Below are 13,196 nucleotides of genomic sequence, written 5' to 3'. Positions count from 1 at the left end.
CGCCTGCGCTCTACGCCATGCGCATCGCCAGCGGACTCATGTCGGCCGTCTTCATTGCCATGGCGTTCGTCGCAGCAACCCGCCTGCGGCGCCGCGAGTGGCCCGTCATCGCTTCAGCTGTTGCTCTCACGCCGATGGTTCTCTTCCTCAGCGGATCGATCAATCCCAATTCTCTCGAGATTGTCACAACGGCAGCGTTCTTCCTGAACCTCTGTGTGGTCTTTGACAACTTCGAGTCCCTTGCCGCGGTGCGGGCCCAGATGGTAGCTGTCGGAATTTCGGGGGCCGTGCTGGCCAATACCCGTGCCCTGTCTTTGATCTGGCTTGCCGCGGCATTCATAGCGGCCGGGATCATCTTCGGCTGGCGACCCCTCGTTGCCGTAGTGCGGAGCAAACTGGGGATCGCCATGACTTTGCTGACGGGTCTAGGCTGCGCTGCCGGCCTGGCTTGGCTGGTGCTTGCCGACAGCTTCAAGAGCCTCGGAGGAACGCCCAGCGCGACGACGCCGGACCAAGCATTTGCCACGATGCTCGACCGCACCTTCGATTACGTCAACGGCTACATCGGCCTGTTCGGCTGGCTCGACACCCCGGCCCCGCAGGGCGTACAAATATTCTGGCACTTTGCCTTCGCAGCCATCCTTCTCGGCGGTCTGGCGTTCGCCCCCGGCCGCGCCCGGTTGGCAATACTTCTGGTGCTCGTAGCGGTCATCATCTTGCCTCCGATCCTGCAGTCCCAGGTAGTTGAGGAGTTGGGCTACATCTGGCAAAGCCGATACCTGCTGGCGCTGGTCGTCCTAGTGGTCACCATAGCCGGGGTGGCAATGCGCGCACTCCCGTTCCGCCACTCTTCTGCCATCCGATCCATAGGACGATGGGTTCTCGGAGTCACCGTCGCGGCGCACCTCTATGTTTTCCTCTATGCGCTGCGGCGCTTCACCGTGGGCCTGGTGCCGAATCACACAAACTGGAGTGAGATGGGCGATCCCATGTGGCAGCCGCCGCTCACGTGGCAGGTACTAACAGCGCTTTATTTCGCGACCCTATGCATTGGGGCTGCTCTCGTGTACCGACAGCTGTTCAAGCCGAGCAAGAGGATCGACGGCCACGCAGGACCGCAGGATCAGCCGCAGCCCGTTCCCGCCGTGACTGATCCTGCCCAGCAATCGAATCCAGGAATCACTCACCCGGCAGGATCGACGCAAACGCCGACTCGGCAAGGGGCAGCGGTGCCGGCGTAGCCGGCTCCGGGGCACGGAAAGGGGCGCATCGTACGATGCGCCCCTTTCACTATTCCAGCTGAAGATGGACGCTGCTAACGTCCGAACTCCAGCAGGCTCAGGAGGTAAGCGCCGTACCCGCTCTTGACGAGGCCTTCCGCGCGAACGCGCAGTTCGTCATCGTTTAGGAATCCCAAGCGCCAGGCGATCTCTTCCGGCGCCCCGATCTTGAGGCCCTGACGGTTCTCGGTGGTGCGAACGAAATTGGAGGCATCGTTCAGGTCATTGAACGTACCGGTGTCCAGCCATGCAGTCCCGCGGGGCAAAATCTCCACCTGAAGCTTGCCACGTTCCAAGTACACGCGATTAACGTCCGTGATTTCCAGCTCACCCCTCGGGGAAGGCTTGAGGTTCTTTGCGACGTCCACGACCTCATTGTCGTAGAAGTAGAGTCCCGGAACGGCATAGTGGCTCTTAGGCTTTTCGGGTTTTTCTTCCAACGAGATGGCCTTGCCGGATTTGTCGAATTCCACAACGCCATAGGCCTTTGGATCCGCAACCCAGTAACCGAAGACGGCGCCGCCATCGATATTTTCGAAGCGCCGCAGCTGGGTTCCCATACCGGGGCCGTAGAAGATGTTGTCGCCCAGGACCAGAGCCACCGGCTCATCCCCGATGTGCTCGGCACCTAGGATGAACGCCTGCGCGAGTCCGTCCGGTGACGGCTGCTGTACGTAGCTGAGACTGACGCCGAACTGGGAACCGTCTCCCAGCAGCCGTTGAAACTGTGCGGCGTCCTGCGGGGTGGTAATAATTAGAATGTCCCGGATACCTGCAAGGATTAGCGTCGAGAGCGGATAGTAGATCATCGGCTTGTCGTAAACCGGGACGAGCTGCTTACTCACGCCCAACGTGATGGGGTGGAGTCTGGAGCCGGTACCGCCGGCAAGGATTATTCCGCGCATCCCCCTATCATCCCGTTCACTAAGTGCAGCGGCAAATCCGGTAACGTAGAGGACTATGCAGCGACTTCTCGTAACCGGCGGCGCCGGCTTCATCGGTTCCAACTTTGTCCACTACGTTCTTGAGAACACCGACGACCACGTGACGGTCCTGGACAAACTCACCTACGCCGGCAACGTGGAGTCGCTGAAGGGCCTTCCGGCGGAGCGCTTCCGGTTCGTCCAGGGAGACATCTGCGACGCGGCCCTGGTCGACGGACTGGTTGCGGACTGCGACGTAGTCGTCCACTACGCGGCTGAGTCCCACAACGACAACTCTCTGCACGATCCGCGCCCGTTCCTGGACACCAACATCATCGGGACGTACACGCTGATCGAGGCCGCCCGGAAGCACAACAAGCGTTTCCACCACATCTCCACGGACGAGGTCTACGGCGACCTCGAGTTGGACGATCCGGAGCGGTTCACCGAGTGCACCCCGTACAACCCCTCCAGCCCGTATTCCTCCACCAAGGCGGGCTCGGACCTGCTGGTCCGGGCATGGGTGCGGTCCTTCGGGCTGCAGGCGACCATCAGCAACTGCTCGAACAACTACGGCCCGTACCAGCACGTGGAGAAGTTCATTCCGCGCCAGATCACCAACGTGATCGACGGGATCCGCCCCAAGCTGTACGGCAAGGGTGAGAACGTCCGCGACTGGATCCACGCCAACGACCACTCCTCCGCTGTCCTGGCAATCATCGCCAAGGGCCGGATCGGCGAAACTTACCTCATCGGCGCCGACGGCGAGAAGAACAACAAGGACGTCGTCGAGCTGATCCTCAAGCACATGGGCCAGGCCCCGGATGCCTACGATCACGTGGTGGACCGGCCCGGCCACGACCTTCGCTACGCAATCGAATCCACCAAGCTCCGCACCGAACTCGGATGGGAGCCGCGTTTCTCCAACTTCGACGCCGGCATCCAGGACACCATCGCCTGGTACCGGGACAACGAGGACTGGTGGCGCCCGCAGAAGGCCACGACCGAAGCCAAGTACACAGAACAAGGCCAGTAGAGCATGTCGATCGAGTTCTCGAAAAAGCTCACCGCACGTGAAACGCCGATTCCCGGCGTCGTGCTCTATGACCTTCCGGTCCACGGTGACAACCGGGGCTGGTTCAAGGAGAACTGGCAGCGGGAAAAGATGGTGGCACTCGGGCTGCCGGACTTCCGGCCGGTGCAGAACAACATTTCGTTCAACGAAAAGGCCGGCACTACCCGCGGCATCCATGCCGAGCCCTGGGATAAGTTCATCTCCGTGGCCTCCGGCAGGATCTTCGGCGCGTGGGTCGACCTGCGCGCGGGGCCCTCGTTCGGTGCGGTCTTCACCGCCGAACTCGATGCCAGCCAGGCCATTTTCATCCCGCGGGGCGTAGGCAACGCCTTCCAGACACTGGAGGACAACACCGCCTACACCTACCTCGTCAACGACCACTGGTCCGCCGATGCCCAGGGGCAGTACACGTTCCTGAATCTCGCCGACGAGACCGCTGCGATCGGCTGGCCCGTTCCCCTGGAGCAGGCCGAGTTGTCCGACAAGGACAAGGCCCATCCGCGGCTCGCGGACGTCGTGCCGATGCCACCGAAGAAAATCCTCGTCGTCGGCGCCGACGGCCAGCTCGGCAAGGCGCTGCGGAAACTGTACGACGGCGACAGCTCCGTCGAGTTCGCCGGCCGGGCCGAGTTTGACCTGGGTAACGAGGACTGCTTCACCACCCGGAACTGGAGGAACTACTCCACGATCATCAACGCCGCCGCGTACACGGCTGTTGATACGGCCGAGACACCCGACGGCAGGGCTGCCGCTTGGGCCGTCAACGTCACGGCCGTCGCCCGGCTGGCCCGGACCGCCGTCGACCACGACCTCACGCTCGTGCACGTCTCCTCGGACTACGTCTTCGACGGCACCCGTGAGATCCTCACCGAGGACGAACCGTTCTCCCCGCTGGGGGTGTACGGGCAGACCAAGGCCGCCGGCGACGCCGTCGTCAGCGTAGTTCCGAGCCACTACATCGTGCGCACCAGCTGGGTGATCGGCGAGGGCAACAACTTCGTCAACACCATGGCTTCGCTGGCTGAACGAGGAATCGCCCCATCGGTTGTCAACGACCAGACCGGCCGGCTGAGCTTCACCGAAGATATCGCCGCTGGAATCCGCCACTTGCTCCAAAGTGGGGCTCCCTATGGCACCTACAACCTCAGCAATGAAGGCGAGCCACAGACCTGGGCTGACATTGCAGGGGACGTCTACGAACTCGTCACCGGCTCCCGGGACGGCGTTAAAGGCGTGAGCACCAGCGAATACTTCAAGGGGAAGGACGCCGCCCCGCGTCCCATGAACAGCACGCTGGTCCTTGATAAACTGCGGGCGGCCGGTTTCGTGCCTGCTGCCTCCCCGGGGAGACTCCGGGACTACCTCGACAATCGGACAAGGTCATGACCCAGCCATCTGACATCAGCTCGGCGAGAAAGCACGAGACTCTCGTTATCATGCCCGCCTGGAACGAGGCCGAGGTGATCGGCTCCACCGTGCGGGAGGTTTTCGAGTATGGGCCGGAGTGCGATGTCCTCGTGATCGACGACGGGTCGCGCGACAACACCGCCGCGCTGGCAGGAAAAGCTGGCGCTCGCGTGCTCAGGCTCCCCTTCAACATGGGCGTCGGCGGCGCCATGCGGACCGGCTTCAAGTACGCCAAATCACACGGCTATACCCAAGTAATCCAGGTCGACGCCGACGGCCAACACGATCCCCGGGACATCAAATCCGTCCTCGATGGGCTGCGTGACGCCGACATTGCCATCGGCGCCCGCTTTGCAGATAAGGGCACGTATGATGTACGCGGCCCAAGGAAGTGGGCAATGAGAGTCCTGGCCTGGAGCCTGTCCCGAATCGCCGGCACCCGTCTGACGGACGTCACATCCGGCTTCCGCGCCGCGAATGAAAAGGCAATCCGGCAGTATGTGGACCACTACCCCGCGGAATATCTCGGTGACACCATCGATTCCCTCGTCGTCGCGGTCAGATCCGGGTGCACAGTCCGGCAGATACCCGTCTCCATGCGCGAACGCCAAGGCGGACAGCCCAGCCACGACCCGGTAAAGGCAGCGATGTATCTGGGCCGCTCGGGCCTTGCCCTGCTCTTCGCGTTGACCCGTAAGCGGTCAACCCCTTCTACCAACTAGGATTTCACATGGCACTCATAATGGGCCTGATCGTCGTCGTGGCGATCCTCATCTACGTGTTTGAGATGCTGCGCAGGCAGAAGCTGCGGGAAAAGTATGCGGTCCTCTGGATAATCGTGGGCATCGGCACGCTTATATTGTCGATCTTTCCCCAACTACTTGACAAAGCCAGCAGCTTTGTTGGTATCCAGATCCCGGCGAACCTCTTGTTCATCATGACCCTGATTCTCCTGGTGGGCGTCTGCCTCCACTTGTCCCACGAGCAGTCCCAAGCAGAGGACGAGGTGCGCATCCTTGCCGAGGAAGTTGCCATCCTGCGCTCGGACCTTCAGGACCTCCAGGCTCTCAGGATTCCAAAATCCCGGCGTCCCGCCCAGAACCCTGTGGCGAACGGCAGCCCAGTCGGCGACAAATAGGGCTAAACAGAAAAACGGTGGGTGGCACGCTATGGCGTACCACCCACCGTCGTTTCAGGCAGGCAGGGAGCTTTCTCTAGGTCACGATGTGCTTCATGAGACGCGGCAGGGAGTCCACGCGGCCCTTGGTCACGGATTTCAAAACCATCGATGCTGCGTTGAGCCTAGACGTGGTGTGGAAACGGGCAGCCCTGGCCGCCCGGTTCCAGCCAAGGCCGGCGAAACGCTCAGCCTGTTGCGCAAAGAAACGACGCTCCTCGTCAAAGCGGCGGCCGTCGAGTGCCCGGACGGACGAGTCGGACGCGGAATGGCGGCGGTACAGGAAAGCCAAAACGGGGTCGACCACCATCGAGCCATGCTCCGCAGCGATGTCCAGCAAAAGAGCCAGGTCCTGAACGACGTCCAGTCCTTCGGTGAAGCCGATGCGGGTGATTGTTTCGGAGCGCCATGTCAGGGAGGGGAAGTACGCCCAGTCCGCGCGCACGAGGCTGGTGGCCATCGCCTCGCCCTTGAGCTCGATTCGTTCGCTCGTCCTGGGTGCGTAGATTTTCTTGACCGCATCCACCAGAGGAGTGCATGCAATGCCTTTCTCGTCAATGACTTGCACGCCCGGCTGTACAACGTCCGCGGCGGGGTACGCCGCGAAGGCGCTGACGACGACCTCCAGATAGTTGGGCAGCATAACGTCGTCGGCGCCCATGATCACGACGTACGGTGCCTCGACGAGGCCGAGTGCTTTTCGGTAGTTGCCGTTGGCGCCGAGGTTCTCTTCGTTCCGCTGGTACGTCACCCGGGGATCCTCGATGGAAGCGAACCACCGCGCAGGTTCGGGGTCGGGATAGCCATCGTCGATGACCACGAGCCGCCAGTCCTGATACTGCTGGCTCATGACGCTTTGGGCTGCCAGTTTCATCTGGTCTACATCGCCGTAGTAGGGCAACATCACATCAACGGTCATGGACCTTTGGTTCCTTCCGGTGGGTTTGGCCACTGGTGTCTAAATTTGGCTGTTCTCACAGATATGCGCGCGGATTCATATGTCACTCCGCGGGGCCTTCTGATTATATGGGCAGACGTGGCCGAACCGGTCCGCAGCGGCAACTTGCTAGACTGGTGGGTGTTTGGTCAGAGCCGGCCCGACGCCTCCCAAGGCAAAAGAAAGCGACTTCCAACCGCATGGATGCCCCCTCCACCGTTGTGCCCCGCATCTCTGTTTGCATGGCTGCATACAACGGCTCCCTTCATATCGAAGAGCAGATTGACTCCATCCTTGCGGAGTTGGGCGTCCACGATGAGCTTGTGGTTGTCAACGACGCGTCCATCGACACTACCGCGAAAATCATCAGGGCCATCGAGGACCCCCGCATCCGTCTGATCGAGGCTGCAACCAACGCGGGCTACGTCCGCACCTTCGAGCGCGCGCTGGGCGTAGCCCGCGGCGAATACGTCTTCCTCTCGGATCAGGACGACATTTGGATCCCGGGCCGCGTTGAACTCATGATCGCAGCGCTTGGGGGATGCCAGATGGTCGTCAGTAACTGCGAGCATATTGAAGGTCCCGTCGGGCGCTTTCACGAGATCCGCCTGCGCGCCGAGGATTCCACGCACACGGTACGCAACATCGTCGGAATTCTCGTGGGCTACCGGCTGCACTGGGGGTGTGCCATGGCCTTCCACCGGGACCTGCTTAGGCAAATCCTGCCGTTTCCGCCGCACATGACCGAATCCCACGATCAGTGGATCGCCCTTGTTGGAAACATGAACCGATCCATCACCTACCTCGAAGCGAACACGATCCTGCACCGCCTTCATGGGAAGAATCTCACGCCCGCAGGCATGCGGGGCCTGCCCAAGATCCTGAAAGCCCGGATCGCCTTATCGAAGAACATCGCTGTCGCGTGGCGCCGCGCCCGGAACGCGGCCGCACTGTGAGCGTCGAACCAAGCGGCAAGCTAGACGAACCATCCCTCAAGGCCACGGAAATGGACCCCACAACTATGACGGAAGCCCCGATCACCCCCCGCCAATTCGGAAGCGTGGCAGCGGTCGTCTCAGTCTTTAACCCCGCGGCCGCCGCCGTCGAGAACGTTCGTTGGCTTCTGCGCTACGTGCCGCATGTGGTCGTCGTCAACGACGGGTCAAGCGCGGACGTCACGGCCGTATTGAGCCAGATGAAAGCTCTGGGTGCTGTGGTTATTTCCCTAGGGGTGAACTCCGGAATCGCGGCAGCCCTCAATACTGGCATTCAGGCCGCACGCACACGCTGGTCTCCCGAGTGGGTGGTCACGATGGACCAGGATTCACGATTCAGCGGGGATTACATCGGGCAAGCGCTGGATGCCGAAAAGATGTCGAGGAATCCCGAAACCATCGCGATGGTCTGCGCGCAGTTGCACAACGGCATGCCCCTCCCCGTATTAAACGCAGATACGGAGGCCGAGGTCTTCGACCCGATGCAGTCGGGTACCCTGATCCGCGCCACGGTGTTCGACCGTGTTGGATACCTCGACGAGGCCCTTTTCATCGACTGCGTCGATTCGGAGTTTAATGCCCGGGTCCGCAACGCCGGCCTCCGGGCAATTGCTGGCCCCGGTTGCAACCTGGAACACTCCCTGGGCGACGCCCGCCCGTTGCGAGTACTTGGCTGGCACGCCCGCCTCGGGCAGAAGAGACTCTTTGTCCACTACCATGCGCCCTTCCGGGTCTACTACATCACCAGAAATTCCTTGGTCATGGCCCGCAAGTACTTCAGGCAGCAGCCGCTATGGGTCATCCGGCGCATGGGTATGGAGCTCCAGAGCCACGTTGTGCGCCTCGTTTACGGCCCAAACCGTCGCAAACACGCTCTTGCCACCCTCAGTGGTATCCGCGATGCCATGCGCGGCCGTTTGGGAAAGATTGACGAACAGCTGGCCGCCCGGCTGCGCTGAGCATCACTGCCGCCGGCCCGCTCCCCCCAACCCGAAAGTTCTGTTGATGTCTGAGAATTCACGCAAGATCTATGTCGTCTACCCCCGCGGGCTGCGCACGGGAGGGCCCGAAGCGCTCCACCAGCTTGTGGACATGCTCCGTGAACTCGGCGAGGACGCCTACCTCGTGCCACACCCCGCTACTGCAGCAACCCCCCGTGCGGAGCAGTTCGAGATCTACAACGCACCGGAGGCGCCTGCTCCTGTGGACGCCGAAGGCAACGTTGTGGTCGTTCCTGAGGTCTATGTGGCCGATTTGCATGCCTACAAGCGCGCCACTCCGATCTGCTGGTGGCTCAGCATCGACTATTCACCCACCTTCGTTGCAGGCCGCACCGCGTTGAGGTCGACGGCCGGGCCATGGTCCTCGCTCAAGGAGACACTGGTTCCGCGGTTGAGCGCCGTGAAAAACCGCGTTGATCCGCGCAGCATCAAGCGGAGCCGCATTATTCATGCGGTGCAGTCCTCGTACGCTTGGGCATTCCTCTTCTCCCACCTCAACGTCGTGCCCTCCCTTCTTTCCGACTACACGCCGAGCGCAGAGTTCCTGTCCGGAGGCGAGAATGGTGTCAGGAACCACCGCCTGGTGACTTTCAACCCGGTCAAGGGCGGGGAGATTATCCGCGAGGTCATGAAAGTCTGCGACCCATCCATTGAATGGCGCCCCATTCAAGGCATGACCCGCACCGAAGTCACGGCGACACTGGGAGAGTGCGGGATCTACCTTGACCTCGGCTTTCACCCCGGCAAGGACCGGATGCCGCGTGAGGCTGCACTGTCGGGCGCACTCACGGTGGTCGGTCGGAGAGGCTCCGGCGCCTTCTACGCGGATGTGCCGATTCCGTGGGAACACAAGATCACCCCCGGGCCCGCAGAAGTGTCGTCCTCCGCTGCCCTCCTGCCGCAGCTGATGGCGGACCTCCCCCGGGAAATCGCTAAACAGGATTCGTACCGGGCGGCGATCCTGAGCGAGAAAAAACGCTTCAAACGCGAAGTGTCGGACATCTTCATCGAACAGCGGTTCGGCAAAGATGCCTACGATTACCTAGATGCGTAGGGTGATACACCCTACGTACCCGGGACGGAGCGTGATTCGTTGAGCAACTCCCGTGACATGGCCAAGCGGATCTCCGCCTTCGCGGGCCTTCCCCTTCTGTCTTCGCTCGCGCCTTTCCTGCTCCTGCCCTACATCGCCCGGGTCGGCGGCGAGGGCACATGGAACGCGCTTGCCGTCGGACAAGCCGTCGGTTCCCTAGCCGCGATTCTCGTAGGCCTGGGCTGGACGTTGTCGGGGCCGGCCCGCGTGGCCGGGACCAGCGACCCCGAGCTCCGCCGGCGCCTCTATGCCATCAGTTTGATGACACGACTCGTGGCGTTTTCCCTCTGCCTCCCGGTCCTGGCTGGCATCGCCGCCCTCTACGGCGGCGCCGGGAACTTTTGGGTGACTTTCCTGATGGCCGGGGCACAAGCGGCCGCGGGTTTGTCGCCGGCGTGGTACTGCATTGCCACCGGGGAGCCCGGCAAGATCGCCCGCTACGATGTCCTGCCCAGGATCATTTCCACCGTCGCCTGCATCCCCGTTCTTTTGGCCACGGGACTGATCATCCTTTATCCAGCCGCAATCCTGGCCGGCGGACTGCTCGGGACGTTCTTTTTCACCCGCCGATACAGCAAGCGCCACGATTATGCCCAGCTCCATGCCCTTCCCGTCCTCAAGGAAATCTGGGCTCTACGAGCCGCGTCCGGAACCACAATGGCCGCCGCCGCATACTCGGCCACTCCGGTTCTTGTCGTAGCGGCTGCGGCGTTGCCGTCAGGCCTCTCAGTATTCGTGTCCGCCGAGAAGCTTTTCCGCATCGGTCTCATGGCCGTGGGTGCCTTGGGGAGCAGCCTTCAGGGGTGGGTGGCGGAAATCGACGGGGATCACCTCAAAAGGCGGAAGTTTTCCCTGCTCAGCCACACTGTACTGGGACTCGCGGGCCTCGCGGGTTTCACCCTCCTGGGGCCCTGGGTCACGCAATTGCTCTTCGGCCAGCCGCTGGCCGCAGACGGCGCAACGTGTTTCTGGTTTGGCTTGGCATTCCTCTTCGTCTCCATCAACACCTCCACGGGATCGCACTGGTTGGTGCCGGCAGGACGTATCAGGGCCGTGTTCTGGAGCACCGTAGCGGGCGCGGCGATAGGCTTGCCAGCGATGCTCTTCCTCAGCACCTTCATGCAGGGAGCAGGCGGCGCGCTTGGCTTGGCCATTGGCGAGTTTGTTGTTTGCGCCGTCCAGTGTGTCGCACTGGTCTATTTCTCCCGCAGCATCCGGCGGAACGCAGCCGCTCCAGCGGCCAGACGAGAATCCGCTAAATCCGAATCCGACTCCTAGCCGCAGGCCGTGATCCGGAACAGCCGGGCGGTTCCCTGGGAATCGATCAGCTCGGCTGCGCCGCTGCCGGCCAGATCGTCCAGACCGGTAAAAACATCCCCCCGTTCATCCCCAAAGTTGACCTCGTCGTGGCCAAAATCAAGGACGTAGCCAACCTTGAGCTCCCTGACGACGTCGCACACGGCTGGATCGGTCGTCGCGTCCCGCAGCCGGTCGTATAGCAGCTGGGCACCGGGCGGAACTTCCCCGAGGATGTGGAGCTGGAGGGACCTCCGGTCCGCAAGGGCGTAGGCTAGCGAACTGCCGTTCCACGGGTTCCCAACGATGACCGCCCCGGGCGGGACGTGACTGTCCAATCGTCCCAGCAGTGCCAGCTCATCGGAACTGACGAGGGGCGACGAGGCTTCCACACGGTACATTCTGGCGGCAGCGGTTTGCGCAACGTCGACATTGCCCTGCTGGGTGGTGACAAGGAGCAAAGCGATCAGTCCGACTCCCCCGCCGTGAAGGAATAGACGTCGGCGGCCGGGTGGCCACTGCCCAGCAGTCCGCAAGGCTTGCTTTCTGCCCCACTTCCAGAGTTCAACGCCTCCCACAACGGCCACCGGCAGAATGGCCACAGGCAGCAGAGCGGCAAGCCGTGGCGGATCGTTATACCAGATACCAGTGACGAAGTCCCGGATCCGTCCGGACCGGAACGACGCCGCCACAACGAAAAGCAGCCCCGCGACAGCGTAGACTCCCAGCAGCCACCACATGCCCGGTTTGCGCAAGAGGTACACCAGTCCAGCCAGGGCCAGAAACATGACGGCCAACGAGATCGGACGGCCAATCGCCGAACTCGTGATCACTTCGAAGATGGCATGGTAGGGGCCCTCGACGGCAGGCCAGAAAGCGGCTTCCTTCGGCGGTCGGACCGTCATCCAAAGAACGAGGGCGACGAACCCGGAGCCCAACAACACAAAAGCGTGGATGCCCACCGAACCAAAGGAGACCCCGCGCCGGCGTACGCCCGCACGGAGAGACAACCACCACCGGAATAACGCTGCCGGGGCGAGGAACGCGAGGAGCGCCATGATGGAACTCGGGTGGGCCAGGGCGAGTCCAGGAAGCGTCAGGACTAGCGAGATCAGGGACAGCGCCCTGCCTTCCCCCGGCGCTGTACCGAGGCCCAACGCCTGCAGGCCCAACGCGAACGCAGCCGGGAGGATGCTTATACCCAGGAAATTCGGATAGAGCACGCCAAAATCCACCATCAGGAGCGGGAACGCGCCGAACGCCGCCGAAAGCACAGCTGCAACCCACGTTGCGGCCAGTGTCGGCCCCAGGACGACACGTGCGAGGAAGATGCAGGACAGCGGCCAAACGAGCGCACCGATACAGACATTCACTAGGTTGACGGCAACGGGGATTGGCAGGCCCGTCAGTTGGACCGTCAGGGACGCAATATCGTGCCAGGCCGTCGGGTAGAACCCTCCGCCCGTCATGGCGCCAACAGTGAGCGCAGAGCCAGAGCCGGTGTCCAAAATGTAGCGGATGGCGTTGAGATGGAAAACATTATCGAAAGTCTGCGAGAACGCCTCCGGCGCGCCAAAAGCTCCGACAAGCCGTGAACCGACAGTCACAGCGGCCAAGCCGACCGCGGCGGCCACCGAGAGTGTGACACTCCACTTGACCGGCCAAAGCCGCACGTCCGCGCGACTCCGTCGGAATCCCGGAGGCCGATTCTCGAGCCACCCGCGGCAGATCAACAAGACTCCCACCACACACAGGAACGTGCCCAGCACGACCGGCCAGATCGACCATGGGATTCCGGCGAAATCAGCCAGAACGGCCGACACGGCAATGACAGTGACGGAAAATCCCGGAGCCAGGGCCGCCAGAGCGAATCGCCCCAGACCTGCCGAAACTCCGATCAGCAGACCTGGCCCGAAGAGGATCACGACTGCCATGATGAATTCCGGAACCACAGACCACCAGGACATTCAAACCTTCCGGGAGCGGCCAGCAGCTCCACCTTCATCAGATCA

Annotated in this window: 12 protein-coding genes; 9 read left to right on the top strand and 3 right to left on the bottom strand. The window is 62.2% G+C overall.

From position 1 onward, the window contains the following. Positions 1-1,241, top strand: a 1,241-nt coding sequence (locus tag BJG92_RS07100; protein ID WP_232083324.1) for a DUF2142 domain-containing protein, incomplete at its 5' end; no start/stop codon positions are given. A 74-nt stretch (positions 1,242-1,315) separates the two neighbouring features. Here the strand turns inward: BJG92_RS07100 and rfbA are convergent. Next, positions 1,316-2,185: a glucose-1-phosphate thymidylyltransferase RfbA gene (gene rfbA / locus BJG92_RS07095; protein ID WP_232083323.1), complete on the bottom strand. Its 870-nt coding sequence runs from the start codon at positions 2,183-2,185 to the stop codon at positions 1,316-1,318. Positions 2,186-2,240: 55 nt separating this feature from the next. Between rfbA and rfbB the strand changes: the two genes are divergently transcribed. From rfbB to BJG92_RS07075, 4 genes are read left to right on the top strand one after another with little or no spacing between them, the layout of a single operon-like run. After that, a complete protein-coding gene (gene rfbB, locus BJG92_RS07090; protein ID WP_232083322.1) occupies positions 2,241-3,239 on the top strand; it encodes a dTDP-glucose 4,6-dehydratase in 999 nt (332 codons plus the stop codon). A 3-nt stretch (positions 3,240-3,242) separates the two neighbouring features. Next, positions 3,243-4,664: a bifunctional dTDP-4-dehydrorhamnose 3,5-epimerase family protein/NAD(P)-dependent oxidoreductase gene (locus BJG92_RS07085; protein ID WP_232083321.1), complete on the top strand. Its 1,422-nt coding sequence runs from the start codon at positions 3,243-3,245 to the stop codon at positions 4,662-4,664. Next, positions 4,661-5,407 carry a glycosyltransferase family 2 protein gene (locus BJG92_RS07080; RefSeq protein WP_232083320.1) on the top strand — a complete coding sequence of 249 codons (747 nt, stop codon included), beginning with the start codon at positions 4,661-4,663 and terminating at the stop codon, positions 5,405-5,407. The genes BJG92_RS07085 and BJG92_RS07080 overlap by 4 nt, the downstream gene beginning before the upstream one ends. An 8-nt stretch (positions 5,408-5,415) precedes the next feature. After that, positions 5,416-5,823, top strand: coding sequence for a DUF2304 domain-containing protein (locus tag BJG92_RS07075; protein WP_232083319.1), 408 nt, complete (start codon positions 5,416-5,418; stop codon positions 5,821-5,823). 76 nt (positions 5,824-5,899) lie between these two features. On the opposite strand, the gene BJG92_RS07070 is transcribed toward BJG92_RS07075, so the two are convergent. After that, positions 5,900-6,781, bottom strand: coding sequence for a glycosyltransferase (locus tag BJG92_RS07070; RefSeq protein WP_232083318.1), 882 nt, complete (start codon positions 6,779-6,781; stop codon positions 5,900-5,902). Between the two features lie 260 nt (positions 6,782-7,041). Between BJG92_RS07070 and BJG92_RS07065 the strand changes: the two genes are divergently transcribed. The 4 genes from BJG92_RS07065 to BJG92_RS07050 all read left to right on the top strand — a co-directional run bounded on the left by BJG92_RS07065 (position 7,042) and on the right by BJG92_RS07050 (position 11,166). Beyond that, on the top strand, positions 7,042-7,755 hold the full coding sequence (locus BJG92_RS07065; RefSeq protein WP_232083317.1) for a glycosyltransferase: 714 nt from the start codon (positions 7,042-7,044) through the stop codon (positions 7,753-7,755). 65 nt (positions 7,756-7,820) lie between these two features. Continuing rightward, the gene (locus BJG92_RS07060; RefSeq protein WP_232083316.1) at positions 7,821-8,753 is read left to right on the top strand and encodes a glycosyltransferase; all 933 of its coding nucleotides are present in this window, start codon (positions 7,821-7,823) and stop codon (positions 8,751-8,753) included. A gap of 46 nt (positions 8,754-8,799) precedes the next feature. Beyond that, on the top strand, positions 8,800-9,849 hold the full coding sequence (locus BJG92_RS07055) for a hypothetical protein (RefSeq protein WP_232083315.1): 1,050 nt from the start codon (positions 8,800-8,802) through the stop codon (positions 9,847-9,849). A gap of 39 nt (positions 9,850-9,888) precedes the next feature. Then, positions 9,889-11,166, top strand: coding sequence for a lipopolysaccharide biosynthesis protein (locus BJG92_RS07050; protein ID WP_232083314.1), 1,278 nt, complete (start codon positions 9,889-9,891; stop codon positions 11,164-11,166). Here BJG92_RS07050 and BJG92_RS07045 read toward each other — a convergent pair. Then, positions 11,163-13,118 (bottom strand): DUF6541 family protein, encoded by a 1,956-nt coding sequence (locus BJG92_RS07045; protein ID WP_269461803.1) that lies wholly within the window; start codon positions 13,116-13,118, stop codon positions 11,163-11,165. The genes BJG92_RS07050 and BJG92_RS07045 overlap by 4 nt on opposite strands. Positions 13,119-13,196 lie beyond the last annotated feature (78 nt).

Source organism: Arthrobacter sp. SO5, from assembly GCF_020532805.1.
Lineage (GTDB): Bacteria > Actinomycetota > Actinomycetes > Actinomycetales > Micrococcaceae > Arthrobacter.
The sequence above is the reverse complement of the archived record's forward strand: the minus strand, read 5'-3'. Positions and strand labels throughout refer to the sequence as shown.

Excerpts from the sequence above, each read along its gene's own strand:
- rfbA (WP_232083323.1), bottom strand. The coding sequence starts at position 2,185 with ATGCGCGGAATAATCCTTGCCGGCGGTACCGGCTCCAGACTCCACCCC.
- rfbB (WP_232083322.1), top strand. The coding sequence starts at position 2,241 with ATGCAGCGACTTCTCGTAACCGGCGGCGCCGGCTTCATCGGTTCCAAC.
- BJG92_RS07085 (WP_232083321.1), top strand. The coding sequence starts at position 3,243 with ATGTCGATCGAGTTCTCGAAAAAGCTCACCGCACGTGAAACGCCGATT.
- BJG92_RS07080 (WP_232083320.1), top strand. The coding sequence starts at position 4,661 with ATGACCCAGCCATCTGACATCAGCTCGGCGAGAAAGCACGAGACTCTC.
- BJG92_RS07075 (WP_232083319.1), top strand. The coding sequence starts at position 5,416 with ATGGCACTCATAATGGGCCTGATCGTCGTCGTGGCGATCCTCATCTAC.
- BJG92_RS07070 (WP_232083318.1), bottom strand. The coding sequence starts at position 6,781 with ATGACCGTTGATGTGATGTTGCCCTACTACGGCGATGTAGACCAGATG.
- BJG92_RS07065 (WP_232083317.1), top strand. The coding sequence starts at position 7,042 with ATGGCTGCATACAACGGCTCCCTTCATATCGAAGAGCAGATTGACTCC.
- BJG92_RS07060 (WP_232083316.1), top strand. The coding sequence starts at position 7,821 with ATGACGGAAGCCCCGATCACCCCCCGCCAATTCGGAAGCGTGGCAGCG.
- BJG92_RS07055 (WP_232083315.1), top strand. The coding sequence starts at position 8,800 with ATGTCTGAGAATTCACGCAAGATCTATGTCGTCTACCCCCGCGGGCTG.
- BJG92_RS07045 (WP_269461803.1), bottom strand. The coding sequence starts at position 13,118 with ATGGCAGTCGTGATCCTCTTCGGGCCAGGTCTGCTGATCGGAGTTTCG.